General features: G+C 70.6%; 23 protein-coding genes. 10 read left to right on the top strand and 13 right to left on the bottom strand.

Features of this window, described 5'->3' with window-relative positions; genetic code table 11:
- Positions 1–29: 29 nt before the first annotated feature.
- Positions 30–659, top strand: a complete 630-nt coding sequence (locus tag BLV01_RS18155; protein WP_091803048.1) for a flavodoxin family protein — start codon at positions 30–32, stop codon at positions 657–659.
- A gap of 142 nt (positions 660–801) precedes the next feature.
- On the opposite strand, the gene BLV01_RS18150 is transcribed toward BLV01_RS18155, so the two are convergent.
- The 6 genes from BLV01_RS18150 to BLV01_RS18125 all read right to left on the bottom strand — a co-directional run bounded on the left by BLV01_RS18150 (position 802) and on the right by BLV01_RS18125 (position 8,248).
- Positions 802–1,164 (bottom strand): hypothetical protein, encoded by a 363-nt coding sequence (locus tag BLV01_RS18150; protein WP_091803045.1) that lies wholly within the window; start codon positions 1,162–1,164, stop codon positions 802–804.
- 203 nt (positions 1,165–1,367) lie between these two features.
- Positions 1,368–2,390, bottom strand: a complete 1,023-nt coding sequence (locus BLV01_RS18145; RefSeq protein ID WP_175486089.1) for a glycosyltransferase — start codon at positions 2,388–2,390, stop codon at positions 1,368–1,370.
- Positions 2,391–2,432: 42 nt separating this feature from the next.
- Entirely contained in the window at positions 2,433–4,745 is a 2,313-nt protein-coding gene (locus BLV01_RS18140) for an NADP-dependent malic enzyme (protein ID WP_091803038.1), read from the bottom strand.
- Positions 4,746–4,963: 218 nt separating this feature from the next.
- The gene (locus BLV01_RS18135; RefSeq protein WP_091803035.1) at positions 4,964–6,130 is read right to left on the bottom strand and encodes an ABC transporter substrate-binding protein; all 1,167 of its coding nucleotides are present in this window, start codon (positions 6,128–6,130) and stop codon (positions 4,964–4,966) included.
- The gene (locus tag BLV01_RS18130; RefSeq protein WP_091803032.1) at positions 6,127–7,563 is read right to left on the bottom strand and encodes a sensor histidine kinase; all 1,437 of its coding nucleotides are present in this window, start codon (positions 7,561–7,563) and stop codon (positions 6,127–6,129) included. Before BLV01_RS18130 ends, BLV01_RS18135 begins: the two co-directional genes overlap by 4 nt.
- Positions 7,556–8,248: a response regulator transcription factor gene (locus BLV01_RS18125; RefSeq protein WP_091803029.1), complete on the bottom strand. Its 693-nt coding sequence runs from the start codon at positions 8,246–8,248 to the stop codon at positions 7,556–7,558. The genes BLV01_RS18130 and BLV01_RS18125 overlap by 8 nt, the downstream gene beginning before the upstream one ends.
- Before the next feature lie 335 nt (positions 8,249–8,583).
- Here BLV01_RS18125 and BLV01_RS18120 point away from each other — a divergent pair, with 335 nt between their 5' ends.
- From BLV01_RS18120 to phbB, 3 genes are all read left to right on the top strand, one after another.
- Complete coding sequence (locus BLV01_RS18120; RefSeq protein WP_091803026.1) at positions 8,584–9,780, top strand: OprO/OprP family phosphate-selective porin; 1,197 nt, start codon at positions 8,584–8,586, stop codon at positions 9,778–9,780.
- A gap of 126 nt (positions 9,781–9,906) precedes the next feature.
- Entirely contained in the window at positions 9,907–11,235 is a 1,329-nt protein-coding gene (locus BLV01_RS18115; RefSeq protein WP_091803023.1) for a CitMHS family transporter, read from the top strand.
- 138 nt (positions 11,236–11,373) lie between these two features.
- Positions 11,374–12,114, top strand: coding sequence for an acetoacetyl-CoA reductase (gene phbB / locus BLV01_RS18110; protein WP_091803020.1), 741 nt, complete (start codon positions 11,374–11,376; stop codon positions 12,112–12,114).
- A 117-nt stretch (positions 12,115–12,231) separates the two neighbouring features.
- On the opposite strand, the gene BLV01_RS18105 is transcribed toward phbB, so the two are convergent.
- Together BLV01_RS18105 and rsgA are read right to left on the bottom strand one after the other, a co-directional pair.
- Positions 12,232–13,506 carry a flavohemoglobin expression-modulating QEGLA motif protein gene (locus tag BLV01_RS18105; protein ID WP_091803018.1) on the bottom strand — a complete coding sequence of 425 codons (1,275 nt, stop codon included), beginning with the start codon at positions 13,504–13,506 and terminating at the stop codon, positions 12,232–12,234.
- Positions 13,507–13,584: 78 nt separating this feature from the next.
- Complete coding sequence (gene rsgA / locus BLV01_RS18100) at positions 13,585–14,754, bottom strand: ribosome small subunit-dependent GTPase A (protein WP_254782687.1); 1,170 nt, start codon at positions 14,752–14,754, stop codon at positions 13,585–13,587.
- A gap of 272 nt (positions 14,755–15,026) precedes the next feature.
- Here rsgA and BLV01_RS18095 point away from each other — a divergent pair, with 272 nt between their 5' ends.
- From BLV01_RS18095 to BLV01_RS18085, 3 genes are all read left to right on the top strand, one after another.
- Positions 15,027–16,277: a pyridoxal phosphate-dependent aminotransferase gene (locus tag BLV01_RS18095; protein WP_091803012.1), complete on the top strand. Its 1,251-nt coding sequence runs from the start codon at positions 15,027–15,029 to the stop codon at positions 16,275–16,277.
- A gap of 9 nt (positions 16,278–16,286) precedes the next feature.
- Positions 16,287–16,901 carry an SGNH/GDSL hydrolase family protein gene (locus tag BLV01_RS18090; RefSeq protein ID WP_091803009.1) on the top strand — a complete coding sequence of 205 codons (615 nt, stop codon included), beginning with the start codon at positions 16,287–16,289 and terminating at the stop codon, positions 16,899–16,901.
- Positions 16,902–17,208: 307 nt separating this feature from the next.
- Positions 17,209–17,880 (top strand): methyltransferase domain-containing protein, encoded by a 672-nt coding sequence (locus tag BLV01_RS18085; RefSeq protein WP_091802991.1) that lies wholly within the window; start codon positions 17,209–17,211, stop codon positions 17,878–17,880.
- 625 nt (positions 17,881–18,505) lie between these two features.
- Here the strand turns inward: BLV01_RS18085 and BLV01_RS18080 are convergent.
- A complete protein-coding gene (locus BLV01_RS18080; protein ID WP_091802988.1) occupies positions 18,506–19,291 on the bottom strand; it encodes a polysaccharide deacetylase family protein in 786 nt (261 codons plus the stop codon).
- Between the two features lie 263 nt (positions 19,292–19,554).
- Here BLV01_RS18080 and grxD point away from each other — a divergent pair, with 263 nt between their 5' ends.
- The 3 genes from grxD (at position 19,555) to BLV01_RS18065 (ending at position 23,162) form a co-directional block, all read left to right on the top strand.
- Positions 19,555–20,481: a Grx4 family monothiol glutaredoxin gene (grxD, locus tag BLV01_RS18075; RefSeq protein ID WP_091802985.1), complete on the top strand. Its 927-nt coding sequence runs from the start codon at positions 19,555–19,557 to the stop codon at positions 20,479–20,481.
- 495 nt (positions 20,482–20,976) lie between these two features.
- Positions 20,977–21,543 carry a hypothetical protein gene (locus BLV01_RS18070; protein WP_091802981.1) on the top strand — a complete coding sequence of 189 codons (567 nt, stop codon included), beginning with the start codon at positions 20,977–20,979 and terminating at the stop codon, positions 21,541–21,543.
- Complete coding sequence (locus BLV01_RS18065) at positions 21,540–23,162, top strand: XVIPCD domain-containing protein (RefSeq protein ID WP_091802978.1); 1,623 nt, start codon at positions 21,540–21,542, stop codon at positions 23,160–23,162. The genes BLV01_RS18070 and BLV01_RS18065 overlap by 4 nt, the downstream gene beginning before the upstream one ends.
- A 124-nt stretch (positions 23,163–23,286) precedes the next feature.
- Here the strand turns inward: BLV01_RS18065 and BLV01_RS18060 are convergent, their stop codons facing one another.
- From BLV01_RS18060 to BLV01_RS18045, 4 genes are all read right to left on the bottom strand, one after another.
- A complete protein-coding gene (locus tag BLV01_RS18060) occupies positions 23,287–23,844 on the bottom strand; it encodes a DUF924 family protein (protein WP_091802973.1) in 558 nt (185 codons plus the stop codon).
- A 185-nt stretch (positions 23,845–24,029) separates the two neighbouring features.
- A complete protein-coding gene (locus BLV01_RS18055) occupies positions 24,030–24,593 on the bottom strand; it encodes a lysozyme inhibitor LprI family protein (RefSeq protein WP_091802970.1) in 564 nt (187 codons plus the stop codon).
- Positions 24,594–24,715: 122 nt separating this feature from the next.
- Positions 24,716–25,726 (bottom strand): serine hydrolase domain-containing protein, encoded by a 1,011-nt coding sequence (locus tag BLV01_RS18050; protein ID WP_175486087.1) that lies wholly within the window; start codon positions 25,724–25,726, stop codon positions 24,716–24,718.
- 219 nt (positions 25,727–25,945) lie between these two features.
- Positions 25,946–26,722, bottom strand: coding sequence for an AMP nucleosidase (locus BLV01_RS18045; protein ID WP_091802949.1), 777 nt, complete (start codon positions 26,720–26,722; stop codon positions 25,946–25,948).
- Positions 26,723–26,729: the final 7 nt, after the last annotated feature.

Raw genomic sequence — 26,729 nt, 5'->3', positions numbered from 1 at the left:
CATCTCAGCTCTCTACACGACAGCCTCTTATGACCGCCGAACGTTTCCGCCGCCTGCTGATCCTCGTCGCCAGCCCCCGCCGCAACGGCAACAGCGCCGTCCTCGCCGAAGCCGCCCTGCGCGGGGCGCAGGAGGCCGGGCTCGACGCCTCGCTGCATTTCGCCGACGACCTGATGCAGACCTTCCTGCGCGATTGCCGCGACTGCCGCGACGAGCACGGACGCTGCCGCATCGACGACGGCTACGCCGATTTCTTCTTCGACCGTTTCCTCGATGCCGACGGCTTCGCCCTGGCTTCGCCGGTGTACTGGTACGGCATGTCGTCGCAGGCCAAGGCGTTCTTCGACCGGATGTTCTGCTATGTGGCGCGCAGCTATCCGGATTCGCAGCGGGTGCGCGAGCGCATCCAGGGCAAGCGGGTGGCGCTGCTGACGGCGTCGGAGGAGATGTATCCGACCATCGCGCTGAGCCTGGTCAACCAGATGCAGGAGTACGCGCGCTACACCCATTCGCAGTTCGTCGGCGCGGTGCATGGGCAGGGCGATCGGCGCGGGTCGGTCGCCGAAGACCGGCACGGGGCGATGGCGGCAGCCGAAGCGCTCGGGCGGCAGTTCTTCGAACGGCCGCATGCGGATTACCGCGTGGATTCGGTGCGGTGACGGGTGCGGGGTAGTTGCGTCGTGGTTGTATTGGCGCGGTCGCGACTTGCGTCGCTCCTACAGGTAGCCCAGATCGATCCGAAGCCCTTGTAGGAGCGACGCGAGTCGCGACCGCGACACTACCGATACGACGCAAGCATCGTCATCCCCTGGATGGCGGCCAGAGTTGTCGTTCCTCGCCCGCCTCGACCGCGACCCAGTCGAGGTGCGCGGCGATACGGCGCGCCAACAGGTCGTACCACTGCATCGATGCGTCATAAGCGCAAACCAACTCCACGAGATTGGTGCGCTCCGGCGCGGGCGCGCCGGTGGCGCGCGCGTAACCGCCGTCGGCGCGGGCCTCGATCACGACCACGTGAACCCACGGCTCGCCATCGGCGGCATCGAACTCGGCAGGACCGGCACGGCGCAGTTCCGGCAGGGTCGCGAGGTAGTCCAGAACCGGTCGCGCCGGGATCGGGTCGGGGCGGTGCGACGGCGGGTACAAGGTCAGATACCAGGTCATGTCCCAAGCATTCGTGCGGGTTTCGCGATCTCCCTGTAGGAGCGACGCGAGTCGCGACCGCGGCATCGCGCTTACGACGCATCTGCGGTTTCGCGGTCGCGACTCGCGTCGCTCCTACACGGAGGCGGCGCGGATCGTGGCGACTCGGAAGGAAAGCATCGGGCCTGAAGGCCCTCCCACGACAGCCGCGCCCGCTGGGAGAATCAGCGCAACCCGAACCACGACCGCGGCAGCAGCAGCTTGAGCGCGCGCTCGGCGCTCTTGCGGCGCAGGCCGCGCTGGCCGAGGCCGCGCAGCACCGGGCCGAGCCAGCGCCAGCGCGGTTGCTGCAGGATCGCTTCGCGCGCGTCGGCTTCGATGCGGTACATCGCCAGCACCTGTTCGGCCAGGCGGCGCTTGCTGCGCGGCAGTTCCGGCATCTTGCGCAGGCAGGCTTCCAGGTCGTCGGCGGTGCCGCGGTAGAACTGCACGGTGCGTTCGTAGCGGCGGCGGGTCGCCAGCGCGCGCGGTTCGTCGCGGGCGAACACGGTGCCGCTGACGCTGCCGGGGTGGCGGCGGTACTGGATCAGCGGCTGGCGCAGGTTCAAGGATTGGCCGAGCAAGGCGCCGCGCAGGCTCAGCGCGTTGTCCTCGATCGGGCCCAGCAGCGGGCCGAAGCGGTCGTAGACCTCGCGCCGGAACGCCATGGTCGCGCCGAGCAGGCCGATCAGCCGGCCGATGCGCACGTAGTAGTCGAAATCGTAGCGCTGCGGGCGCTGGCGGAAACTGACCTGGATCGGCTCGCCCTGGCTGCCGATGGCGTCGAAGTCGCTGCCCAGCACGGTCGCGCCGGGGTGGTCGTCGAAGGCGCGCACGATCGTCGCCACCCGCTCGGGGTAGGCGATGTCGTCGCCGGCCATCATCACCACGATCTCGCCGCTGGCCAGCGCCATCACGTCGTTGAAGTGCGCCGACACGCCGAGGTTGCGTTCGGTCTTGCGCACGTGCACGCGGTGCGGGCCGCGGTAGGCGGCGACCATTTCCTGCGCGATCTCGAAGGTGCCGTCGCCGGAGCAGTCGTTGGAGACGATGATCTCGCACGGCACGGTCTGGGCGAAGGCGCTGTCGAGCGCGGCGCGGATGTAGTCCGCGTCGCGGAAGCACAGCAGCAGCACGCTGACCCGCGGCCGGGGTTCGGCCACGGATTCCAGTACCGGCAACGGGGTCACCGCTGGCAGTTCGGTCAATACCGCGTTCAGTGCGCCCCCTTCGCCCGCCCGGTCATCCGGTCAGGCTCCGCCCAGCTCGGCCAGGCCCTTTCGGCCCGATTCTCGCGCCGTGCGGATCTGCGCGTCTACCGCCGCGATGGCGGTCATGTTGACCACTCGTCGGGGGGTCGAGGCCGGGGTCAGGATGTGCGCCGGCTTGTCCAGGCCCATCAGGATCGGGCCGATGGCCACGCCGTCGGTCATCACCCGCACCATGTTGTAGGTGATGTTGGCCGAGTCCAGGTTCGGCAGCACGAACAGATTGGCACGACCGTGCAGGGTCGCGTTGGGGAAGATGCGCTTGCGCAGCAGGTCGTCCCAGGCGGTGTCGGCCTGCATCTCGCCGTCGACTTCCAGCTTGGGCATGCGCTGGCGGATGATCTGGCGGACCTTGCGCATCTTCGCCGCCGACGGGTTGTCGTGGCTGCCGTAGTTGGAGTGCGACAGCAGCGCCACCTTCGGCTCGATGCCGAACAGGCGCAGGCGGTAGGTCGCCTGCAGGGTGGCCTCGGCGATCTGCTCGGCGGTCGGGTCGACCTGCACGTGGGTGTCGAGGAAGAACCACGCGCCCTGGTCGTTGATCACGCCGGTCATCGCCGAGGTGCCGGACACGCCCGGATCGAAGTCGAAGATGCTGCGCATGTAGCCCAGCTTCTTGTGGAAGCGGCCGACGAGGCCCGAGATCATCGCGTCGGCTTCGCCGCGCTCGACCATCAGCGCCGCGATCAGGGTCGGCCGCGAACGCAGCAGGTTCTTCGCCGCCGCCGGGGTCACGCCGCGGCGCTCGGTCAGCGCGTGGTACTGCTGCCAGTACTCGTTGAAGCGCGGATCGTCGTTGATGTTGGTCAGTTCGAAGTCCACGCCCTCGCGCATGCGCAGGCCCAGGCGCTTGATCCGGGTGTCGATGACGTCGGGGCGGCCGATCAGGATCGGGAACGCCAGTTCCTCGTCGATCACCGTCTGCACCGCGCGCAGCACGGTCTCTTCCTCGCCCTCGGCGTAGACCACGCGCTTGCGGTCGGCGCGGGCGCGGTCGTAGACCGGCTTCATCAGCAGGCCGGTGCGGTAGATGTACTGGCTGAGCTTTTCCTCGTAGGCGTCCATGTCGACGATCGGACGCGTCGCCACGCCCGAGTCCATCGCCGCCTTGGCCACGGCCGGGGCCAGCATCACCAGCAGGCGCGGGTCGAACGGGCGCGGGATCAGGTACTCGGGGCCGAAGGTCGGCACGTCGCCGCCGTAGGCGCTGCCGAGGTCGGACGACTCCATCCGCGCCAGCGCCGCGATCGCGCGCACGCAGGCCAGCTTCATGTCCTCGTTGATGACCGTCGCGCCGACGTCGAGCGCGCCGCGGAAGATGTACGGGAAGCACAGCGCGTTGTTGACCTGGTTCGGATAGTCCGAACGGCCGGTGGCGACGATGCAGTCCGGACGCACGGCCTTGGCGTCTTCCGGCAGGATTTCCGGATACGGGTTGGCCAGGGCCAGGATCACCGGCTTGTCGGCCATCGTGGCGACCATCTCCGGCTTCAGCACGCCGCCGGCCGAGAGACCGAGGAAGATGTCGGCGCCGGCGACGATGTCGGCCAGGGTGCGCTTGTCGGTGTCGCGCGCGTAGCGCTCCTTGTCCGGATCCATCTTGCCGCGGCCGGTGTAGAGCACGCCGTCGCGGTCGACCGCGAGGATGTTCTCCGGCTTCAGGCCCAGCGCGACCAGCATGTCGAGGCAGGCGATGCCGGCCGCGCCGGCGCCGCTGGTGGCCAGCTTGACCTGGCCGATGTCCTTGCCGACGATCTCCAGCGCGTTGAGCACGGCGGAACCGACGATGATCGCGGTGCCGTGCTGGTCGTCGTGGAACACCGGGATCTTCATCCGCTCGCGCAGCTTGCGCTCGACGATGAAGCACTCCGGCGCCTTGATGTCTTCGAGGTTGATGCCGCCGAAGGTCGGCTCCAAGGACGCGATGATGTCGACCAGCTTGTCGGGGTCGCGCTCGTCGATTTCGATGTCGAACACATCGATGCCGGCGAACTTCTGGAACAGCACGCCCTTGCCTTCCATCACCGGCTTGCCGGCCAGCGGGCCGATGTCGCCCAGGCCGAGCACGGCGGTGCCGTTGCTGATGACCGCCACCAGATTGCCGCGGGCGGTGAGCTCGCTGGCGGTGTTGGGGTCTTCGACGATGGCCTCGCAGGCGTAGGCCACGCCCGGCGAGTAGGCCAGGGCCAGGTCGCGCTGGGTGACCATGGGCTTGGTCGCGGTGACCTTGATCTTGCCCGGCGGGCTGAGGCGGTGGTAGTCGAGCGCGGCGGTTTTCAGATCGTTGTCGGACATCGCAAAGGCAGCCGTGGCAAGGGGCGCGAAAGTGGATTGGATCAGCAGTCTAATGGATGCGTCGGACGGTTTCGCGCGACCGCCGGCACCTGTTCATTAGTACTTTGGAGTTGTACCGGGTTGCGGCGACCGCGTCAGGCGCCGGCTTTGCCCGGTCGGCCGGCCCGTCTCGCCCAACCGGCCCGCCGGCCCGACGCCAGGGTATGGACGGCGCGCGTTCACGGCGGCGGCGTCCCGGGCCGGGCGCCGCGCGGCTGCACGGTGCTGCGCCAGGCGTCGAGGAATTGCCGGCGCTTGAGCGCGTCCAGGTAGACCAGCAGGCCCGGCCCGAGCGGGATCGGCCGCAGCGCGCGCACCCGCGCGCCGTCGCCGGCCTGCGGCGCCAGCGGCGCGCCGCTGGCCGAGCGGATCGGCTGCAGGCCGACCTGGCGGGCCAGCACCGCCTGGCCGCGCGGCGAGATCAGGTAGTCCAGGAAGCGGCCGGCCTCGACCGCGTTGGCGGCCTCGCGCGGGATCAGCGCGGTGCGCAGCAGCACCAGGGTGTAGTCCTCCGGCAGGACGATGCCGAGCGGGGCGCCGGCGTCGATCCGGGCCTGGGCGTAGGAGCCCAGCACGTTGTAGGCCAACGCCAGCTGGCCGCGGGCGACCCGGTCCAGCAGCGGCCCGGTGCGCTCCTCCAGCACCACCGCGTTGTCGCCGAGCGCGGCCTGCAGCGCCCCGGCCATGCTGCCGAGCTGGTGGTCCTGGGTGGCCAGCAGGTAGCCCACGCTGCTGCGGCCGGCGTCGTAGGTGCCGACCCGCCCGGCCAGTTTCGCCTTCGGGTCGCGCAGCAGCGCCAGCAGCTGGCGGCGGGTGCGCGGCACCTGCGCCGGGCCCAACAAACGTTTGTTGTAGACGATGACGATGGGCTCGTAGCTGATGCCGAAGGCCTCGTGCCGCCACTGCGACCACGCCGGCAGCCCGGCGGTGGCCGGCGAGCGGTGGACCAGGGCGTGGCCGTCGTTGACCAGCTTGGTCTGCAGGTCCATGCCGCTGCTGATCAGCAGGTCGGCGCGATCGCGCGGGGCCGAGCGCAGGTAGCGGGTGTAGATGTCCTGGGCGACCAGGTCCGAATACTCGACCTGGGTGCCCGGGCTGAGCTTCTGGTAATCGGCGATGACCGCGGCGAAGTTCTCGATGTCGGTCGAGCCGTGGATGCGCAGGCGGGCGGTGGTGGTTTGCGGGCTCGGGAAGGCCTTGACGTCGCCGGGTTCGGCGGCGGCGGGCAGCGCGACCAGCCCGGCCAGCGCAGCGAGCAGCGCGCCGATGCAACGGCACCGCCAGGCGCCCGCGCCGCCGCGCGCTTGCGGTCGTTCGCGCCTTGCCGCGCGGGGTTCGCGTCTCATACCAGGGTCCTCGGCAGCCGCAAGGTCACCACCAGGCCGCCGCCGACCCGGTTGCTCAGGTCGATCGCGCCGCCGTGGCTCTCGACGATGCGCTTGACGATCGCCAGGCCCAGGCCGGCGCCGCCGGCGGCGGCGTCGCGGCCGCGGGCGAAGCGCTCGAACACGGTCTGGGCGTCGGCGGGGGCGATGCCGGGGCCGTGGTCGGCGATGGTCAGCACCGCCGTCGGCCCGGTCGCCGCCGCGGCCGCGCCTTCGCCGGCGGCGGTCAGGGCGATCTGCAGCGGCGCGCGGCCGTGCTTGAGCGCGTTGTCGATCAGGTTCTTGATCGCCTCGCGCAGCAGCAGCGCATCGCCGCGCACGCGCAGCGGTTCGCTGGTCGCGGCCAGGTGCAGGTCCGGGCGCGGGCCGGACTGCGGCACCGCCTCGAAGATCGCCTGGTGCAGCAATTCGGCCAGGTCGACGGTCTCGAACTGCTGCAGATGGCCGCGGTGGATCGCGCTGGCATCGCTGAGCAACTGGTTCAGCAGCCGGCTCATGTGGCTGGCGTTGCGCTCGATGGTCTCCAGGCTGCGGCGCTGCTCGGCCGGGTCGTCCTCGTCCAGCGCCAGCTGCGCCTGCGCGCGCAGCGCGGCCAGCGGCGTGCGCATCTGGTGCGCGGCCTCGCCCATGAACGCGCGCAGGGTCTCGTTGCTGGCCGCCAGCCGGCCCATGAAGCGGTTGAGCGACTCCACGGTCTGGTCGAGCTCGGCCGGCACCTCGCGCGCGACCGGGCGCAGGTCGGAGGGATCGCGTTCGGACAGCTCGCGCTCCAGCCGCTGCAGCGGCCGCAGCGCGCGGTAGACGCCGATCCACACCAGCGCCAGCGCCGCCAGCGACAGCGCCACGATCGCGACCAGCGCGCGCAGCACCATGTCGTCGGCCAGGGCCTCGCGCGCGCGCCGGGTCTGGCCGACCTGGACGATGGCCTGACCCTGCGAGGCGGGCCCGGCGACCCAGCGCGAGACCGCGACGAAGCGGGTGTTCTCGCCGCGGTAGACCGCATCGAACAAGCGCGGCTGGCCGTCGCGCGGCGGGCTCGGCGGCGCCGGCAGGTCGGCGTAGCCGGTGATGGTGGGGCCGTCGCCGGCGCCGGCGCCGCGGCTGGAGACGCGGTAGAACACCCGGTCCTCCGGCGCCATCGCCAGCAGGTCGAGCGCGGCGTACGGCAGGTCGACCTGCCACTGGCCGTCGACCAGCGCCACCGAATCGGCGATCGACAGCGCCGAGGAGATCAGCAGGTGGTCGTAGGAGCGGTCGGCGGCGGCGCGGCCGTAGCTGCGCGCGGCCAAAAACAGCAGCGCGGCGCCGATCAGCGACAACGCGCCGAGATAGATCAGCAGGGTCTTGCGGATCGAATCGCGGCGCCCGGCCGCCGCGCGCGCGGGTTCAGCCATCGGCGCCGCCTTCGGCCGCGGCGCCGGCCTCGATCAGATAGCCGGCGCCGCGCACGGTGACGATGCGCAGCGGCGCGCTCGCGAGCTTCTTGCGCAGGCGCCCGATGTACAGCTCGATCGCGTTCGGCCCGGCCTCGTCGTCGAAGCCGAACAGGCCGTTGCCGATCTCGTCCTTGCTGACCACCTGGCCGAGCTTGCCGATCAGGATTTCCAGCAGGCGGAACTCGCGGTTCGGCAGTTCGATGGCCTCGCCGTCAAGGGTGACGCGGTGCGCGCCAGCATCGAAGGCGAAGCCGCCGAGCTGCACGGTGCCGGCGGCCTGGCCGCGGTTGCGCCGCAGCAGCACCCGGCAGCGCGCCTCGAACTCGCGGAAATCGAAGGGCTTGCTGAGGTAGTCGTCGGCGCCGGAATCGAGCGCGCGTACGCGGTCGTCGATGCCGTCGCGCGCGGTCAGCATCAGCACCGGGGTGGCGTCGCCGCGTTCGCGCAGGCCGGCCAGCAGGCCCAGGCCGTCGAGCCGCGGCAGGCCGATGTCGAGCACGATCAGGTCGAAGCCCTGGTAGCGCAGCACGCTGTCGGCCTTGAGCCCGTCGCTCTGCCAGTCCACGGCGTGGCCGTCGCGACGCATGCGCCGGACGATGGCGTCGGCGAGGTCCGCGTTGTCTTCGACGAGCAGGATGCGCACTCGATGTAGTCCTCTGCCTCTTGTCGAAGTCGCGACTGCGGGTTCGCGGCGAATCGCCGAAGCCGTCATCCCCGCGAAGGCGGGGATCCAGAGACTTCACAGCCATGTCGCGATGAAACCCTGGCCCCCGCCTTCGCGGGGATGACGGGCAAAAACGGTCGCTCCGCCACGACATCGCCGACTCGTCCACGCCATGACAGGTCTTTGACAGCTTCGACCGCCTAGCCTGCGCTGGAGGGGTTGGGACAGGCCGTCCGGGCCGACCCAACTATAAGCGCCCGTCGCGCCTTTGTGCGCGCAAAGAGGCCGGAAAACAAGGGTCGGGAGAAAAATCGATGGCTGTCGCCAACCACGCCGGCGCGTGCGTCGCGCTGTGCCTGCTCGCTGCGTCCGCAACGCCGGCCTTCGCCGCCGAAGACGCCGGCGAAGGCCCGGTGACCGCCGAGATCGGCGGCCGCATCCACTGGGATTTCGCCGAGTTCGACAACGACCGCCGCGGCGCGCCGAACCCCGACGACACCGAAGTGCGGCGGCTGTGGCTGGACGTGTCGGGCAAGTTCTACGGCTGGGGCTACAAGATCGAAGGCGACTTCGCCGGGCTGCAGGACAAGTTCAGCGGCGACAACATCGAGGCCAAGGACGTCTACGTCACCCGCGACTTCAAGGCCGGCAAGCTGACTCTCGGCCAGTTCAAGCAGTACTTCACTCTCGATGACCGGATCAGCTCGAACTACGGCGTGTTCATGGAACGCAGCATGTTCGCCAGTTCGGTCGCGCCGCTGTACCGCCTGGGCGCGGCCTGGATCACCGCGCGCGACGCGTACACCCTCGGCGGCAGCGTCTATAGCCTGGAAAGCATCGATGTGTGGCAGGTCAAGGGCCGCGCGTTCGGCGCGCGCGGCACCTGGGCGCCGCGCCACGACACCGGCGACGCGCTGCACCTGGGCCTGTCGCTGGCGCGCGAGTACTACGACCATCCCGGCCGCGACGGCGCCAACGGCCTGCGCATCGCCCCGCGCCCGGCCGGGCATCTGTCCGACAACAGCCGCGCGACCTTGGTGAACTTCAATCGCGGCCTCGACACCGACGTCGACAAGTATTCGCTGGAGTTCGCGCTGGCGCGCGGCCCGGTGTACCTGCAGTCCGAACTCAGCGGCGCCGATTTCGACGACGGCAGCCAGCGCGGCGAGATCCGCTCGGCCTACGCCACGGTCGGCTGGTTCGTCACCGGCGAGAACATGCCCTACGACACCAAGTCCGGCCGCTTCGGCCGGGTCAAGCCCGCGCGCGCGAGCGGCGCCTGGGTGGTCGCGGCGCGCTACGACACCATCCGCGGCAAGCAGCACCTCAACGGCGCGGCGAACTTCAGCGACGTGTCGATGCAGCAGACCAGCGTCGGCGTGAACTGGCACCTGCGCGCGAACCTGCGCTTCATGCTCGATCTGATCGAAAGCCGCAACCGCGACCGGCTCGCGGGCGCGACGCTCGACCGCACGCGTGCGGTGACCGGGCGGTTTCAGTACGACTTCTGACTCTTTCGCTCGAAACGCCCTGGATCCCCACGTTCGCGGGGATGACGGGATGAGAGTTCCGTCGCGACTGACCGCCGCATCGTCCGTCCCGCATTCCCGCTCCACCTTCCCTGCAAGGAACCCGCAATGCTGACCATCCTCGGCTTCGGCATGGTCCTCACCTTCATGTATCTGATCATGAGCAAGCGGCTGTCGCCGCTGGTGGCTCTGATCGTGATACCCATCGCCTTCGCCCTGGCCGGCGGCTTCGGCGCCGGGATCGGCGAGATGATGATCGAGGGGATCAAGAAGATCGCGCCGACCGGCGTGATGCTGATGTTCGCCATCCTCTACTTCGGGGTGATGATCGACGCCGGCCTGTTCGACCCCATCGTCAGGCGCATCCTCAAGCTGGTGAAGGGCGATCCGGTCAAGATCGTGGTCGGCACCGCGGTGCTGGCGATGCTGATCTCGCTCGACGGCGACGGCTCGACCACCTACATGATCACCGTCTCGGCGATGCTGCCGCTGTTCCAGCGGCTGCGCATGAACGCGCTGAACCTCACCTGCGTGACCATCCTGGCCAGCGGGGTGATGAACCTGACCCCGTGGGGCGGGCCAACCGCGCGCGCTGCGACCGCGCTGCACGTGGACCCCAGCGAAGTGTTCGTGCCGTTGATCCCGGCAATGGTGATCTCGCTGCTGAGCATCATCGCGCTGGCGTGGTACCTGGGCCTGCGCGAGCGCAAGCGCCTGGGCATCGTCACCCTCGACGGCCACGCCGCCGACTGGAATCCGGAGCTGGATACCGCCAGCGACAACCTGCCGACCCTGGCCGACAGCGAGGACACCAAGCGGCCCAAGCTGCTATGGGTCAACGCCGGCCTGACCACCGCGCTGATGGCGGCGCTGGTCCTCGGCCTGCTGCCGCTGCCGGTGCTGTTCATGATCGGCTTCGCGATCGCGCTGGTCATCAACTACCCGGACCTGGCCGAACAACGCCGTCGCATCGGCAACCACGCCGGCAACGTGTTGGCGGTGGTGTCGCTGATCTTCGCCGCCGGCATCTTCACCGGCATCCTGTCCAACACCGGCATGGTCGAGGCGATGTCGCGCAGCTTCCTGGCGGTGATCCCCGACGCCTGGGGCCCGTACCTGGCGGTGATCACCGCCATCGCCAGCATGCCTTTCACCTTCTTCATGTCCAACGACGCGTTCTATTTCGGCGTGCTGCCGATCCTGTCGGAGGCGGCCGGGCACTACGGCATCACCCCGGTGGAAATGGCGCGCGCGTCGCTGGCGGGGCAGCCGGTGCATCTGCTGAGCCCGCTGGTGCCTTCGACCTATCTGTTGGTCGGCATGGCCAATGTGGACTTCGCCGACCACCAGAAATTCACCCTGAAGTGGGCGGTGCTGATCTCGCTGATCCTGATGTTCGCTTCGCTCGCCTTCGCGCTGTATCCCTTCGCCGCTTGATGCCCTCCTGTACGAGCGGCGCGAGCCGCGACCGCGACATTCGGCTTGTGTCGTGAGCGCGGCTTGCGTCGTAAGCGCGATGCCGCGGTCGCGGCTCGCGCCGCTCCTACAGGTAGCCTACCCACAGGAACCTAGGTCATGACTCTTCGCATTGCATACGTCACCAGCGGCATGGGCAGCCTGGGCACCGCGATCTGCCGCAAGCTCGCCGACAGCGGCCACACCGTGGTCGCCGGTTGCGGGCCGAATTCGCCGCGCAAGGCCGGCTGGCTGCGCGAGCAGCGCGAGTTGGGCTACGACTTCATCGCCTCGGAAGGCAACGCCGCCGACTGGGACTCCACCGTCGCCGCGTTCGCCAAGGTCAAGGCCGAGGTCGGCGAGGTCGACGTGCTGGTCAACAACGCCGGCGGCACCCGCGACGTGCTGTTCCGGCAGATGACCCGCGACGACTGGAACGCGGTGATGGCCGGCAACCTCAACACGCTGTTCAACATCACCAAGCAGGTCGTCGACGGCATGGCCGCGCGCGGCTGGGGCCGGATCGTCAACATCGGCTCGGTCAGCGCGCAGAAGGGCCAGATCGGCCAGGTCAACTACGCCACCGCCAAGGCGGCGATGCACGGCTTCACCCGCGCGCTGGCGCAGGAGTTCGCCGCGCGCGGAGTCACCGTCAACACGATCTCGCCCGGCTACGTGGCCAGCGCCGCGATCAGCGCGTTCCCGCCCGACGTGCTCGACCGCCTGGCCGCGTCGGTGCCGGTGCGCCGGCTCGGCAAGCCCGAGGAAGTCGCGAGCCTGTGCGCGTGGCTGGCCGGCGACGATGCGGCGTTCGTGACCGGTGCGGATTACGCCGTCAACGGCGGCCTGCAGATGGGCTGACGCCCCTTGTAGGAGCGGCGCGAGCCGCAACCGCGCCAACGCGACTGCGACGCAAGTTTCGGCGCAGTCGCGTTGGCGCGGTTGCGGCTCGCGCCGCTCCTACAATGGGATTGCGGATCAACCGATCTCGCTGAAATCGCCTTCGGCCATGTGGTCCAGGCGGATGCGGTTGGCGAACAGCGAGAACGCCAGCATCCCGGCCAACCCGTTCGCGCGGGTGATCCACGGCGGCATCCAGCGCGGCGGCGCCAGCACGCCGGCCTGGAACAGCGGCTCGAAGCGCTGCACGTCGCCCAGGGTCATCTTGCCGGCGAACAGCCAGCGGCACAGGTGCAGCTTCTGCTGGCGCAACGCCCAGCGGAAGAAGGTGTGCACGCCGACCAGGCCGCGCAGGTAGACGGTGTCCTTGGTGAAGGCCGCGCCGCCGGCGGTGGGCACGCCGCGGAACACGCGCTGGGCCGAGGCGAAGCTGTCGTCGGGCGTTTGCCCGGCGTCGATGAAGTAGCCGAATACCTGGATGAAGTCGGCGCCGTCCAGCGCCATCGCCACCGCGTCGATGCGCAGGCTCAGCCGCTTCATCCGGCCGATGTCGATGCTGCCGGTGATCTGCTCGGCGAAGGTCGCCAGCCCTTCCTGGGTGGCGGTGCTGCGCGGCGAGGACAGCGCCAGGCTCGGCAGCACCGGCTGCAAGCGGCCGTTGAGCGCAGTCAGCGAGTGCACGAAGGCCTCGTGCTGCAGCAACTGGTGGCGGTCGTAGTCGCTGAAGGCCGCGCCGCTGCGCAGGCGGATGCGGGTGGCGCCGGCGGCGGCCTTGGCGATCAGGTCCGGGTCCAGCACCACCTCGATCACCCGGCTGTCGAAGTAGTCGTCCAGGTCGCGCTGCAGCTGCAGGCTCAGCGCGGTCGCCGAGATCTGCACGGTCTCGGCCGGCGACATCAGTTCGCGGTCGAGTTCGTTGGCGATGGAGATGAAATGGTTGGCGGCCTCGCGCGTGCTCGGCCCCTGGCCCGGCAGCGCCACGTCGGGCTTGCCGAACAGCTGCACCGAGTAATCGGTGACCTGGCGGGTGCCCAGGCATTCGAGCAATTGCGCGGCGATGCCCCAGGAATGCGCCGATTCGATCAGGTACTCGCCGAGCGGGTGGTCCGGATCGGCGGCCTGGGCGATCGCCTCCAGCTCGGCGCGCACGTCGCTGAAGTCGTGCTTGGGATAGTCGATGACCGGCAGCGTCGCCGCGCCGCGCGCGTAGTCGGCGAGGAACTGCACTTCCAGGCCGGCCGGCCAGCTGGCCATGGTCAGCAGCTTGATCCCGCGCGCGGCGCGGACCATGCGTGCGTCGAGTTCGGCGTGGTGCTGCAGGTCGGGCGACAGTTCGATCGGGAGGGCGCTCATGCGGCGGCCTCTGGGCTCGGGGAAAAGGGGAAGGACGCGCGACGCGACGGGCCCGCGCAGGCGGCGCGCGGCGCGCGCTCAGTGGCGCCCATACTTCTCGTCCAGGCGCTTGTTCAGCGCCTTGCCGAGGACTTTCTCCTCGGACTTCTGCGCGCGCCGGTTGGCCAGTTTGTTGGCCGCGCCGGCGACTTCCTCGCGCAGCTTGAGGTAATTGGCGAAGCGCTGCGGATCGAGCTTGCCGCCTTCGATCGCCGCGCGCACCGCGCAACCGGGCTCGCGATCGTGCGAGCAATCGCGGAACTTGCACTGCTCGGCCAGCGCCTCGACGTCGGCGAAGTTCTCGCCGATGTCCTCCTCGCCGGTCGGCTTGAGCTCGCGCATGCCCGGCGTGTCGATCAGGCAGGCGCCGGACGGCAGCGGGATCAGCGCGCGGTGGGTGGTGGTGTGGCGGCCGCGCGCGTCGCTCTCGCGCACCGCGCCGGTCTTCATCCTGTCGCTGCCGAGCAGGCTGTTGGTGATGGTCGACTTGCCGGCGCCGGAGGAGCCCACCAGCACCACGGTGCGGCCCGGGCCCAGCCACGGCGACAGCGCGGCGAGCACGCCGTCGCGGTCGCGCGCGTTGACCGCGCGCACCTGGATGCCCTGGCTCAGCTCGACCAGCGCATCGGTGGCCAGCGTCACCGCCTCGGGATCGGCCGCCAGCGCGGCGTCGGCCTTGGTCAGCACGATCACCGGCTCGGCGCCGCCGCGCACCAGCAGCAGGTAGCGCTCGATCCGGCGCGGGTTGAAGTCCGCGTCCAGCCCGCACACCACGAACACGGTGTCGATGTTGGCGGCGATCAACTGCTGCTTGTAGTGCTCGCCGGCCGCGCCGCGCTTGATCGCGCTGTGCCGCGGCAGCAGCGCCACCACTTTGTCGCGCGAACCGCTGCGCTCGATCAGCAGCCAGTCGCCCACGCCCGGCCGTTGTTCGGGCGGGAACCGCGGGCGTTGCCATTCGGGCAGCGACTCGACCTTGAAGCCGGCGCTGTCGGGGCCGTCGGCGACCACGTAACCGCTGCGATGCTGCTCGATCACCCGCGCCGGGCGGGCCTGGGGGTGCTCGGCCAGCAGCCGGCGCCAGGCCGGATCGTCGGGCGGCGCGGTCGGCTCGGGGGTGGAGGGGTCGGCGTCGGCAGGGACCGCGTCGGCCGACTCGGCCGGCAGCGGCCAACCGATCGCCTGCAAGGCGGCCAGTTCGGGGATCAAAGGCGCGGGAGGCGGTTGGGCATGGCGCGATTCTACATAGCCCGCTCGCCGGTTTTGCCGTCGCGCGGTTGGATTTTCGCGGCCGCGGGCCGATCCGCGCCGGCGCTGCGGACCGGCGCGGAAAACGGTTGCAGCGCCGGGTCCGCGGCCCGGATCGGTTTTTTTCGCGCCCGCCCGCGTCGCGGGCCGCGCCCGGGCGCCCGATTCAGGCTGTTTACCAGGGCGGATTCGGCTAGTCTGGACGTTCATCCACTTTCCGATGTGACGCCCCGATGTCCTTGCCGCCCTTGAAGACCCGCGAACGCCTTTCCGAAGTCCGTTACGAAATCCGCGGTGAACTGGCCCGGCGAGCTCGCGAGTTGGAGGCCCAGGGGCGCAAGCAGATCAAGCTCAACATCGGCAACCCCGGCGCGTTCGGTTTCCGCGCCCCCGAACACCTGCAGCGCGCCATCGCCGAGCGCATCGCCGACACCGACCCCTATACCCACCAGCAGGGCCTGCCGGCCGCGCGCGAGGCCATCGCCGCCTTCCACAAGCGCCGCGGCACGCCCAACGCCTCGCCCGAGCGGGTGTTCGTCGGCAACGGCGTGAGCGAGCTGATCGACCTGTCGCTGCGCGCCCTGCTCAATCCCGGCGACGAAGTGCTGCTGCCCTCGCCCGACTACCCGCTGTGGTCGGCCGCGACCATCCTCAACGACGGCCGCCCGGTGTACTACCGCTGCCAGCCGGAGAACGGCTTCCTGCCCGATCCGGACGAGATCGAGCAACTGGTCTCCAGCCGCACCCGCGCGATCGTGCTGATCAACCCGAACAACCCGACCGGCGCGGCCTACCCGCGCGAGCTGATCGAACGCATCGTCGCCATCGCCGCCAAGCACAAGCTGCTGCTGATGTGCGACGAGATCTACGACTCGATCCTCTACGACGGCGCGCAGTTCGTCCCGGTCGCGCCGATCGCCGGCGACCTGCCCTGCCTGAGCTTCGGCGGCCTGTCCAAGGTCCACCGCGCCTGCGGCTGGCGGGTCGGCTGGGCGGTGCTGTCGGGCGACCCGGTCGCCAGCGGCGACTTCCACCACGCCATGGACCTGCTCGGCGCGCTGCGCCTGTGCGCCAACGTGCCGGGCCAGTTCGCGATCGAGGCCGCGCTCGACGGCACCGACACCATCACCCCGCTGTGCCAGCCGGGCGGACGCCTGTTCGAGGCGCGGCGCGCGGTGATCGAAGCGGTCCAGGCCAGCCGGCACCTGCACCTGGTCGTGCCCGCCGGCGCGCTGTACGCGTTCCCGTCGGTGACCGGCGCGGCCGCGCAGGGCTTCGACGACCACCAGTTCGCGCTGGAGCTGCTGGAGACCGAGGACGTGCTGGTGGTCCCCGGCTCGAGCTTCAACGTCCCCTACCGCAACCATTTCCGCGTGACCCTGCTGCCGCAGCCGGAGGACGTGCGCGAGGTGTTCGGCCGGATCGAGCGCGTGCTCGACCGCTACGCCGAACGCGCCGGCGCGCCGCGCGCCGCGGTGGCCTGAGCGCCGCCGATGGCGCAGTCCTACCTGGCGCTGGGCGACAGCTACAGCATCGGCGAGGCGGTCCCCGAAGCCGGGCGCTGGCCGGTGCAGCTGGCCGCCGGCCTGCGCGCGCGCGGCGTCGGGCTGGCCGCGCCGCGCATCATCGCCACCACCGGCTGGACCACCGACGAACTGGCGCTGGCCCTGGACCTGGCCGAACCGCTGGGCGAGTGGGACTTCGTCAGCCTGCTGATCGGCGTCAACAACCAGTACCGCGGCCGCAGCGCCGCGCAATACGCCGGCGAGTACCGGCAGCTGCTCGAACGCGCGATCGGCTACGCCCGCGGCCGGCCCGACCGGGTGCTGGCGCTGTCGATCCCCGACTGGGGCGCAACCCCGTTCGGCGCCCAGGACAAGCGCGGCGCGGCGGTCATCGGCGCCGAGCTGGACGTGTTCAACATCACCGCCAGCGAGATCTGCGTGCGTCACGGCGTGGCCTTCGTCGACATCGCGCCGCTTTCGCGCGAACTCGCCGCGCAGCCGGCGATGCTGGCCGACGACGGGCTGCATCCCTCGGCGCAGATGTACGCGCGCTGGACCGAGCTGGCGCTGCCGGTGGCCGAAGGCCTGTTGCGGCAGGGCTGAGCGGCGGGGCGGGCCGGCCGGACAGCGGCGGCCGCCTCGCCCGGGCCCCGTTCCGGTCAGGCCGTTGCGCGCTCCTGCTGAAGCGCCTCCGGCTGACGCGCAACCAAGCCACGCGCCACTCGCGCAGCGTTCGCCGGCCGTGCCGCGCGGCCCCGCGCTGCGGCGACGAATGTGTTCATTGGTAATACCCGCCGCCGCGGCCGCAAACCGCGGTTTTCGCCCGGGGCCGGCCGGTGCCACACTGCGGGCACCGGCAACGACGACGCCGGGGGAACGTCCGACCCGAATGACTTCAGCGGTACAAGCCATGCCTCCCGGCCAGGCCCTGCGGATCGCCCGCGCCTATCTGCCCGAGCATCCGCTCGGTAATCGCTGGGACTATTACTACAGCCGCGCCAAGCTCGGCAGCGACCCGCTCTACCCCGGCGTCAGCCAGGCGCTGCGCGGCACCCGCGCGCCGCTGCTGGACCTGGGCTGCGGCCTGGGCCTGCTCGCCCACACCCTGCGCGCCGACGGCATCGCCCTGCCCTACCGCGGGGTCGACAGCGACGCCGCCAAGATCCGCCGCGCCGGCCGCGCCGCCGCGCGGGTCGGCCTGGACACCGCCGGCTTCGCGGTCATGGACCTGTCGCGCGAACTGCCCGAACACCGCGGCAGCGTGGCGATCCTGGACGTGCTGCAGTTCATCCCCTACCCGGCCCAGGCGCGCGCGATCGACGCGATGATCGCGATGCTGGTGCCCGGCGCGCGCCTGGTGATCCGCACCGGCCTGGACGACGGCACCGGCCGCGCACGGGTGACCCGCGCGGTCGACCTGTTCTCGCGCGCGCTGGGATGGATGAACGCGACCCCGCGCTATTACCCCGACGGCGAAGCCTTGCGCGAACGCCTGCAGGCGGCGGGATTGCGGGTGGAGTTCACGCCGATGTTCGGGCGCACGCCGTTCAACAACTGGCGGATCGTCGCGGCGAGGGAATGATCGGCCGCGGGTTGCGGCCCGGCTTCGCGGTGCGATGCCGATCGCGCCTGCCTGCGGCAGCGACGCGGGACGGCGTTCGTCGCGATCGGATTTTCGCGGTCGCGGCTCGCGCCGCTCCTACAGTGGGCTGCGGCCGCATCCGACTGCAGCAGCCGCAACTACGCGCGACGCCAGCCCGTCATTCCGGCGAAAGCCGGAATCCATTTTGCCGTTGCCGTTGCTCTTCGCTCGGACGCAACCCCACGCGAAGCACACGTCTCGCAGCCCCGCAGGGCGTGCGCATGGATGCGCACGCGCGCCATGGGGCAGGAAGCCCCTTATGGCGCGGCCCCGCGCCCCTTTCGAGCCATAGTGGCTTTTGATTCGAAACAGGGAAAAGCACTTTCTTTGGTTACTTTCTTTGTGGCTTTGGACAAAGAAAGTGACCCGGCCGCTTGCGGACGGAAGCTCTTGATCGAGGCTTGTCGTCACACGTACGAACACACAAAGGCCGAACCCGCCGCGGAACGCCCCCTGTAGGAGCGACGCAAGCCGCGACCGCGCCAGCGCGGCGATTGCGAAAGTTTCGTCGTAGTTGCATCGTCGCAGTCGCGGCTCGCGCCGCTCCTACCCACAACAAATGCACCTACTCGCGCGCTTCGGGCAACACGCAGCGATACCCCAACGCCTGCAACCGCGCCAACAACACCGCCATCGTCTCCACGCTGCGCCCGTGCCCCGCGCCCTCGTGCATCAGCACGATCGCGCCAGGCCTCAGGCCGCGCTCGACCCGCGCCACCACCCGCGCCGGTTCCGCCGCCACCGCGTCGAAACCGCGCGCGCTCCACGCCACCCGCGCCAGGCCGCAGCGCTTGAGCCCGCGTGCGACGAAAGGATTGGCCATGCCGACCACCGCCCGGAACCAGTGCAGGCGGTAGCCGGGCAGCAATTCACGCAAGGTCCGGTCGGCCTCGACGATCTCGCGCCGCATCGCCGCCGGGCCCAGCCGCCAGAACGCCGCCGAAGGATGGCTGCCGCTGTGATGGCCGACGCCGTGGCCGCGCTGCACGATCCGGGCCAGCAGCTCCGGCCGCGCCCGCGCGCGTTCGGCGACGACGAAGAAGGTCGCCTTGGCGCCGTGCGCGTCGAGCAGGTCGAGCATCGCGGCGGTGTCGTCGGACGGGCCGTCGTCGATGGTCAGCCACACCACCGGCTCGCGCGTGGGCAGGCGCCGCAGCACCGGGCTGAACAAGGCCGAGCCGGGGCGCAGGGTGCCCCACAACAGCGCCGCGTGGCTCAGCGCCAGCGCCGGCAGGCCGACCGTCCAGCCGGCCACCCACCACAGGCCGAGCACGCCCAGTTGCGAGGCCGCGAACAGCCACGGCGCGGCCTCGGGGTGGCGCGGCGGGCGATGGCGGACCGTGGGAGGCATCGGCGGGCGGGCGTCGAGCGCGAATCGGGCGGGACGCTCATCGTAGCGGGGCGGCGGTTGCGGGGCATCCCGGCCGCGCCGGACGTCCGGCCCCGTGGCGCGGTCGCGAACCGAGGCGCGGCGGGCCCGAGGGCCCTCCCACCCACGCGGAGTCCTGAAACCTTCCCAGGCAGGCAAGCCGGGGCCGGCCGCCGCCGCTCCACTTGCATCGCCGCGCCGGCGCCCCCATGTGCCCAGGACTTCCGTCAGCTTCCGCCAAGCCCATGTCCCTCACTCCCGACCTGCGTTCGCGCATCGAATCCCTGCTCCAGTCCAACCGCGTCGTGCTGTTCATGAAGGGCGCGCCGGACGCGCCGCAGTGCGGTTTCTCGGCCAAGGCCGCCGGCACCCTCAACGCGCTGCTGCCGCAGGGCTATGCGCACGTCGACGTGCTCAGCGACGCCGAAATCCGCGAGGGCATCAAGGCCTACGGCGAGTGGCCGACCATCCCGCAGCTGTACATCGACGGCCAGCTGGTCGGCGGCAGCGACATCATTCTGCAGATGGCCGGCAACGGCGAACTGCACGGCGCGCTCGGCCTGCCGGCGCCCGACCGCAGCCCGCCGAAGCTGGAGATCAGCGCGGCCGCGGCGAAGATGCTGCGCGACGCGGTCGCCGGCGCGGGCGAGAACTATGCGGTGCAGCTCGACGTCGACGCGCGCCACAACGTGCGCCTGCAGCTGGCGCCGGCGGACGCCGACGCGGTCGCGGTGGAGATCGGCGGCGTGCGCGTGCAGACCGACTGGATCAACGCGCGCCGCGCCGACGGCGTGTCGATCGACTGGGCCGACGACGAACGCGGCCGCGGCCTGGTGATCAACAATCCGAACGCGCCGGCGGCGGTGCGTTCGATCGCGCCGGCGCAGGTGCGCGAGCGCGTGCAGGCCGGCAGCCTGCGCCTGATCGACGTGCGCCCGGCCGACGAACGCGCGCTGGCCCAGGCCGATGTCGCCTTCGACACCTTCGACCACGGCACCGACGCGCTGGAAGGCCTGCCCAAGGACGCGCCGGTCGCGTTCCTGTGCCACCGCGGCGGGCGCAGCGCGCAGGCGGCGGAGCATTTCCGCCAGCTCGGGTTCCGCGAGGTCTACAACGTGGTCGGCGGCATCGACGCCTGGGCCGACCTCGGCGGCGGCATCGCCAAGTACTGAGCGCGCGATCGGTTGCGCCTGGCGAAGCCGCGGCCTGCGAGCCGCGGCTTCGTCGTTTGCGGCCTGTGCGAACCCGCTCGCAGGCGCACGGCCGCGGTGGCACGGGCCAGCGCGGGCGCCGCCGCCGCCCAGGGCCGCGGCTTGCCGCCCGCCAGCGGCTTAGCGATACTCGTCTCACTACGCGCCTGGAACCGGGCGCGGCGAGCCCCACCATGGATTCAGGACGAATCGCCTGTGTTGCGCGCCAGGCCGCCTCGCCGACGGCGAGCCGGACCCGCCGCAGCGCCTTCGCGCCCGCATCCGCGCCGCCTTGCACGGCCGCTGCCGCGCCGCACGCCCGCGGCGCGGGCCGCCCCCTCCTCCCGACGATCCCGGCACGGCCCTGGCCGCAACGGCCGCGCGCTCTTGCGCGCGCCCGCTGCGGCCCGCCGCTGTCCTGAGACCCTGCGCATGCCGCCCATGAAGTCCTTTTTTCTTGCCTCAGTGGTGACCTTGATGACCGTTTCTACCGCCGCCTGCCAGCAACCGGTGCCGCCGCCGCAGGTCAAGGCCAATCCGAATCCGCAGCACAAGTACGAAGTCGTAATGACCGTGCGCAACGCGCCGCGCGCGTTCGAGCAGGTCGCCGGCAGCGCCCAGTTCGACATTCCCGCCGAACAGGACGCCTGCATCCCGCTCGACCAGACCCGCGCGCTGGCCGGCGTGCGCAACCGCCCGAGCGAGACCGTGCCGCTGCAGTTCCGCAAGGTCTCCGATACCGAGTACCGCGCAGAATTCTTCGCCGACGCGCTGCTGGACGAGGACTACTACGGCCTGGGCGTGTGCCACTGGAAGCTCACCGCGGTCGGCGCGACCCTGACCGCCAAGCCCGCGGTGTTCTCCACCGAGACCTGGAACGAGGCGATCGTCGGCGGCGCGCAGCAAGTGACCTTCGCGCCGAAGTCGCTGTTCGCGCTGTCGCCCGATCCGATCGAGTTCCATCCCATGACCCTCGCCGGCGAGCGTTCGCCGTCCGCCGAGGACTTCGAGGTCGTGTTCCAGTCCAGGAAGATCGAACAATGACGCTGCCCAGCCGCGCCTACGCCTCCCTCGCCGACGACAGCTACCAGGACCGCGCCAAGCAGGAAGGCGCGAAGATTTCCGTCGAAGGCCGCGAGTACAAGGTCCTCAAGACCTCCTCGGACTTCGTCAGCGGATACCAGGGCACGATCTACCAGGACGTGAAGTCCGGCGAGATCGTGGTCGCCCACCGCGGGTCCGAAGGCGGCCTCACCAGCGCCGTGCAGGACTGGGTCGGCGGCAACGGCAACATGGTGCTCAACCGCACCAACCCGCAGGTCAAGCACGCCAACGAACTGACCGAAATGGCGATGAAGCTGGCCGAGCGCTATCCGGTCAACGGCCACGCCGCGCAGGTCTCGGTCACCGGCCACTCGCAGGGCGGCACCCTGGCCCAGGCCACCGCGGCCAAGTACGGATTGCACGGCGAGACCTTCAACGCCTACGGCGCGGCCAGCCTCGACCTGCACCTGCCCAAGGGCGCCAAGCTCGACATCGTCAACCACGCCCGCGCCACCGACATCGTCAGCTCCGCCAGCAAGCACCTGGGCGAAGTGCGGCTGTACGCGATCGACAAGGACGCCAAGGACCTGCTCGCCGACAAGCAGGACCCGCGCACCCAGGGCATCGCCGGCTTCGCCGCCGACATCAAGAAGGTCGGCTTCGATCCGCACAGCGTCACCCAGTTCTACAAGCAGAACGACATTTCCGGGCCGCCGCTGCTCAGCGACGCCAACCGGCAGACCTACGCCAAGAACAAGGACATGTTCGATTCGTTCCGCAACGACATCTACCAGATGCGCGCGGTCATCACCAACGGCAAGGACCTGTCGGACTGGAAGCTGCCCAAGGAGCCGACCGCGGGCATGCCCGACGTGCTCAAGCGCGAGATCAAGCATCGCTACGAGGACGCCAAGGAAGGCGTGCAGCAGGGCTACGACCGCGCCAAGCAGGGCGTGCAGGACGGTTACGACCGGGCCAAGCACGGCGTGCAGGAGGGCTACGACCGGGCCAAGCACGGGGTGCAGGAAGGCTACGATCGCGCCAAGCAGGGCGTGCAGGACGGCTACGACAAGGCCAAGCGCGGCGCCCAGGACGCCGGCGAGCGCCTGCAGGAAGCCGGCGACAAGGTGCGCGGCGCGGTCAAGGACGGCTGGGACCGGTTGCAGAACAACATCCCGCACATCCGCTTCCCGGGCCTGTCCGCCAACGACGCGCGCCAGCCCGGCGGGCCGCTGCTCAGCGATCCGAACCATTCGCACAACCCGATGTTCAACAAGGCCTTCGCCGGCATGAGCGAGATCGACACGCGCCACGGCCGCGTGTCCGACGACGCGACCGCGCGCGCGGCCGGCGCGCTGACCGCCGCGGCGGTGGCCGGCAACCTGCGCGACATCGACAAGGTCGTGCTGGGCAAGGACGCACAGCACCTCTTCGCGGTCCAGGGCGATCCGCGCTCGGTCCACCACAACGCGGTGTCGGTGCCGACCGAGCAGGCCATGCAGCAGACGCTGGTGGCGAGCACCGAGCAGGTCGACCGCTCGGTGCAGGGCCAGAACACGCAGCGCGACCAGCAACTGGCCCAGCAGCAGAACGAGAGCCGTTCGCGCTCGATGGGCTGAACGTCGCACGCGTCGGCTACGGGGATTCGGGGCGGCCTTGGCCGCCCCGAGTCGTTTTGCGGCCTTGGCCGCCTCGGGTCGTCTGAGGCCCTGGCCGCCTCGGGTCGCGTCCGCGCGGCGCGCCTCAGCCCTTGAAGCCGCCGCCGTCGAGATAGGCCTGTTCCTCGGCCGTGGTCGCCCGCCCCAGTACCGGATTGCGGTGCGGAAAGCGCCCGAAGCGCTCGATGATGCGCTGGTGCTGCACCGCCCACTGCGCCGGATCGCTGCCGTCGGCCGACGGCGGCAACGCGCGGTGCAGCTCGACCGAGCGCTGCTGGTCGCCGAGGTCTTCGGAATGCTCCAGCGGCAGGTAGAAGAACGGCCGCAGCGGCGCCTCGATCTTTTGATCGTGGCCGAGCTCCAGCGCGCGCCGCGCGTAATGGCGCGCCAGCGGATCGGTGGCGAAGGCATGGGCGCTGCCGCGGAACACGTTGCGCGGGATCTGGTCGAGCAGGATCAGCAGCGCCAGCGCCGATTCGGCGTCGCGTTCGACCCAGTCGTCGTGCGCGCGCTGCGCCGCGGCGAAGTGCGCTTCGAGGAAGCCGATGCGGCATTGCTGGTCGAAGCGGTCGTCGCGGTCGAACCAGCGTGCCGGGCCGGCGTCGCGCCAGAACGCGACGACCTCTTGGGCGGTGACGGGCATGGCGGATCCGTGAAGGGGGATGGAGCCGCACCCTAACACGACGCTGCGCAGCAACGAGGTCCCCCTGTAGGAGCGGCGCGAGCCGCGACCGCGACATCGCAACTGCGATGCAGGTACGACGCAAGCGAAGTTTCGCGGTCGCGGCTTGCGCCGCTCCTACAGGTAGATCGCCGCGTCCGCGGCGATCAGGCGCCTTCGCCGAGCTGGGTTTCCAGCTCGTTGATCCAGGCCACGGTGATGCTCTCCATCGTCACCGCGTAGATCAGCGGCCGCACCGAACCGGCGGAGTACGACTGGGCGACGAAGCGCGCGTGCTGCTCGCGGAACGCCGACCAGGCGTTGTGGGCGCGCTCGAACGCGGCGCGGCCGTCGCCGTCGAGCCGGTCGCGCAGGTGCGCGACCACCGCGTCCAGGCGCGCCTGCTCGCGGCCGAGTTCGGCCACCGCCTGCTGGTTCATGTCGGCCTGGCTGACCGCGGCATCGCCCTGGTCGCGGGCGATCGCCTCGGCCTTGCCGACGTAGCTGTCGGCCACGCGCGCGGCGTGCTCGGCCTTGCCGATCAGGCGGCTCTCGAAGCGCTGCAGTTCCTCGACGCTGGTGTGCGCGCCGTCGAGTTCCTGCTTGAGCGCGAGCAACTGCTTGCCGCGCTCGATCGCGTCGACGGTGCCGCGACGTTCGGCGATGCGCTGGATGAAGTAGAAGGCCCAGGTGAGCAGGGCGCCGATGACGGTGAAGATGAGCTGTTCCATGACCTGTCCTCCGGTCGTGGAGGACAGTGTCGCGGACCGAGGTCTCAGGCCTTCGGATGTCGCGTGTCGCGCGTCGCAAAACCCCTATAAAAATAGGGGTTTTGTGACAATCCATGAAGCGTTCAGCGCGACTTCGCAGTTCCGCCGGCGGCGTCCGCCGCGGCGCGCAGCAACGCGCGCAGGATGTCCTGCGAGCGGCGCTGGCCGTAGCCGCGGCCGTAGGCGCTGGACTGGATCGCCACCACCATGCGCAGCGACGGCACCAGGTAGAGCTTGTTGCCGCCGTTGCCCGAGGCGAACACCACCGGCACTTCGTCCGCGCCGACGCGCAGGCGCTTGCGGTACCAGAAGCAGCCGTACTCGTCGGCGTAGGGATCGACCGCGCCGATGCGCACGCGCGGCGCCAGGATCGCGCGCAAGGTGTCGGCCTGCACGATCGCGCGGCCCTGCCAGCGGCCGTCGTCGAGCGCCATCTGGCCGATGCGGGCGAAGTCGCCCGCGCGCAACGACAGGTTGCCCTGGCCCTTGGCGTGGCCGCCGGCGTCGCGCTGCCAGCGCCATTGCGCGATGCCCAGCGGCGCGAACAGGTGCTCGTCGGCGAACGCGTCCAGCGGCTGTCCGCTCGCGCCTTCCACGCACAGGCCGGCGAGGTAGGCGGTCAGCGAGTTGTAGGCGTAGCGCGTCCCCGGCGGCTCGCGCCGCGGCGCCGACAAGGCGAACGCCGCCGGGTCGGCGGCCTCGTCCAGGCGGTCCTCGTTGCCGGGCGACTGCGGGTTCTCGTCGTCGGCGTCCAGGCCCGAGCGCATGCTCAGCAGATCGCTCACGCGCACGCCGGCCAGCGCCTCGCCCGCCGCGGGCAGGCAGCGCGCGGCCGGCTGATCGAAGCGCAGGCGCCCGCGATCGGCCGCGATTCCCGCCAGCAGCGCGGTCACGCTCTTGCCGGCCGAACGGATGTCGTGCAACGACTGCGCGTCGTTGCCGCCGTAGTAGCGCTGCGCCGCCAGCTGGCCGTCGCGCAGCACCACCACCGCCTTGAGGTCGCCGCGGGCGTCGCCGTCCCAGCGCGCCAGCACGCGCTCCAGCGCCGGATCGGCGGGCGCCTGCGCGGCGGCCGCGACCAAGGGAAGGCACAAGCACAAACCGAGCAAGCAGCGGATGGCGGCACGCATATGAGGACTCGCGAACAGGTGGCGGCGCGGGCGCGCACTGCCGGCGCGCCGGCGCCAAGGGCCTGCAGCATCTCCCACCGGGCCGGCGCGGTCTCGTGCCAGCAGTCATTGCCGCTGCCGCGCCGCCGGAGCGGCCGGAGCGGCCGGAGCCGCTGCGCCGCGGTCGGCGGCGCAGCGCGGCGCTTACTCGTCGAAGCGCAGGTGCCGCACCGACTTGCCGTGGCGGCGGATCAGCTTGAGCGCCTCGATGCCGACGCCGATGTGGGTATCGACGTAGCTGGCGCTGACCTTGGCGTCGGAGGCCTCGGTCTTGACGCCTTCCGGGATCATCGGCTGGTCCGACACCAGCAGCAGCGCGCCGCAGGGAATGCGGTTGGCGAAGCCGGCGGCGAACACGGTCGCGGTCTCCATGTCGATGGCCATGCAACGCATCGCGCGCAGGCGCTCCTTGAAGGCTTCGTCGTGTTCCCAGACCCGGCGGTTGGTGGTGTAGACGGTGCCGGTCCAGTAGTCGTGGCCGAGGTCGCGGATCGTGGTCGATACCGCGCGCTGCAAGGCGAACGCCGGCAGCGCCGGGACTTCGGGCAGCAGGTAGTCGTTGGAGGTGCCTTCGCCGCGGATCGCCGCGATCGGCAGGACCAGGTCGCCGAGTTCGTTCTTGCGCTTGAGCCCGCCGCACTTGCCCAGGAACAGCACCGCCTTGGGCGCGATCGCCGACAGCAGGTCCATCATGGTCGCAGCGTTGGGGCTGCCCATGCCGAAGTTGATCATGGTGATGCCGTCGGCGGTGGCGCTCGGCATCGGCCGGTCCAGGCCGACCACTTGCGCGCCGGTCAGGCGGGCGAAGGTGTGCAGGTAGCCGCCGAAGTTGGTCAGCAGGACGTGTTCGCCGAACTGGTCCAGGGGCACGCCGGTGTAGCGCGGCAGCCAGTTTTCGACGATCTGTTCTTTGTCTTTCATGGGGTTT

This window comes from Lysobacter sp. yr284 (genome assembly GCF_900107375.1).
Lineage (GTDB): Bacteria > Pseudomonadota > Gammaproteobacteria > Xanthomonadales > Xanthomonadaceae > Lysobacter.
The sequence above is the reverse complement of the archived record's forward strand: the minus strand, read 5'-3'. Positions and strand labels throughout refer to the sequence as shown.

Coding starts and splice junctions, on each gene's coding strand:
- BLV01_RS18135 (WP_091803035.1), bottom strand. CDS start 6,130: ATGAGACGCGAACCCCGCGCGGCAAGGCGCGAACGACCGCAAGCGCGC.
- BLV01_RS18085 (WP_091802991.1), top strand. CDS start 17,209: ATGCCTCCCGGCCAGGCCCTGCGGATCGCCCGCGCCTATCTGCCCGAG.
- phbB (WP_091803020.1), top strand. CDS start 11,374: ATGACTCTTCGCATTGCATACGTCACCAGCGGCATGGGCAGCCTGGGC.
- BLV01_RS18060 (WP_091802973.1), bottom strand. CDS start 23,844: ATGCCCGTCACCGCCCAAGAGGTCGTCGCGTTCTGGCGCGACGCCGGC.
- BLV01_RS18140 (WP_091803038.1), bottom strand. CDS start 4,745: ATGTCCGACAACGATCTGAAAACCGCCGCGCTCGACTACCACCGCCTC.
- grxD (WP_091802985.1), top strand. CDS start 19,555: ATGTCCCTCACTCCCGACCTGCGTTCGCGCATCGAATCCCTGCTCCAG.
- BLV01_RS18065 (WP_091802978.1), top strand. CDS start 21,540: ATGACGCTGCCCAGCCGCGCCTACGCCTCCCTCGCCGACGACAGCTAC.
- BLV01_RS18155 (WP_091803048.1), top strand. CDS start 30: ATGACCGCCGAACGTTTCCGCCGCCTGCTGATCCTCGTCGCCAGCCCC.
- BLV01_RS18045 (WP_091802949.1), bottom strand. CDS start 26,722: ATGAAAGACAAAGAACAGATCGTCGAAAACTGGCTGCCGCGCTACACC.
- BLV01_RS18150 (WP_091803045.1), bottom strand. CDS start 1,164: ATGACCTGGTATCTGACCTTGTACCCGCCGTCGCACCGCCCCGACCCG.
- BLV01_RS18120 (WP_091803026.1), top strand. CDS start 8,584: ATGGCTGTCGCCAACCACGCCGGCGCGTGCGTCGCGCTGTGCCTGCTC.
- BLV01_RS18090 (WP_091803009.1), top strand. CDS start 16,287: ATGGCGCAGTCCTACCTGGCGCTGGGCGACAGCTACAGCATCGGCGAG.
- BLV01_RS18055 (WP_091802970.1), bottom strand. CDS start 24,593: ATGGAACAGCTCATCTTCACCGTCATCGGCGCCCTGCTCACCTGGGCC.
- BLV01_RS18115 (WP_091803023.1), top strand. CDS start 9,907: ATGCTGACCATCCTCGGCTTCGGCATGGTCCTCACCTTCATGTATCTG.
- BLV01_RS18130 (WP_091803032.1), bottom strand. CDS start 7,563: ATGGCTGAACCCGCGCGCGCGGCGGCCGGGCGCCGCGATTCGATCCGC.
- BLV01_RS18070 (WP_091802981.1), top strand. CDS start 20,977: ATGACCGTTTCTACCGCCGCCTGCCAGCAACCGGTGCCGCCGCCGCAG.
- BLV01_RS18105 (WP_091803018.1), bottom strand. CDS start 13,506: ATGAGCGCCCTCCCGATCGAACTGTCGCCCGACCTGCAGCACCACGCC.
- BLV01_RS18080 (WP_091802988.1), bottom strand. CDS start 19,291: ATGCCTCCCACGGTCCGCCATCGCCCGCCGCGCCACCCCGAGGCCGCG.
- BLV01_RS18095 (WP_091803012.1), top strand. CDS start 15,027: ATGTCCTTGCCGCCCTTGAAGACCCGCGAACGCCTTTCCGAAGTCCGT.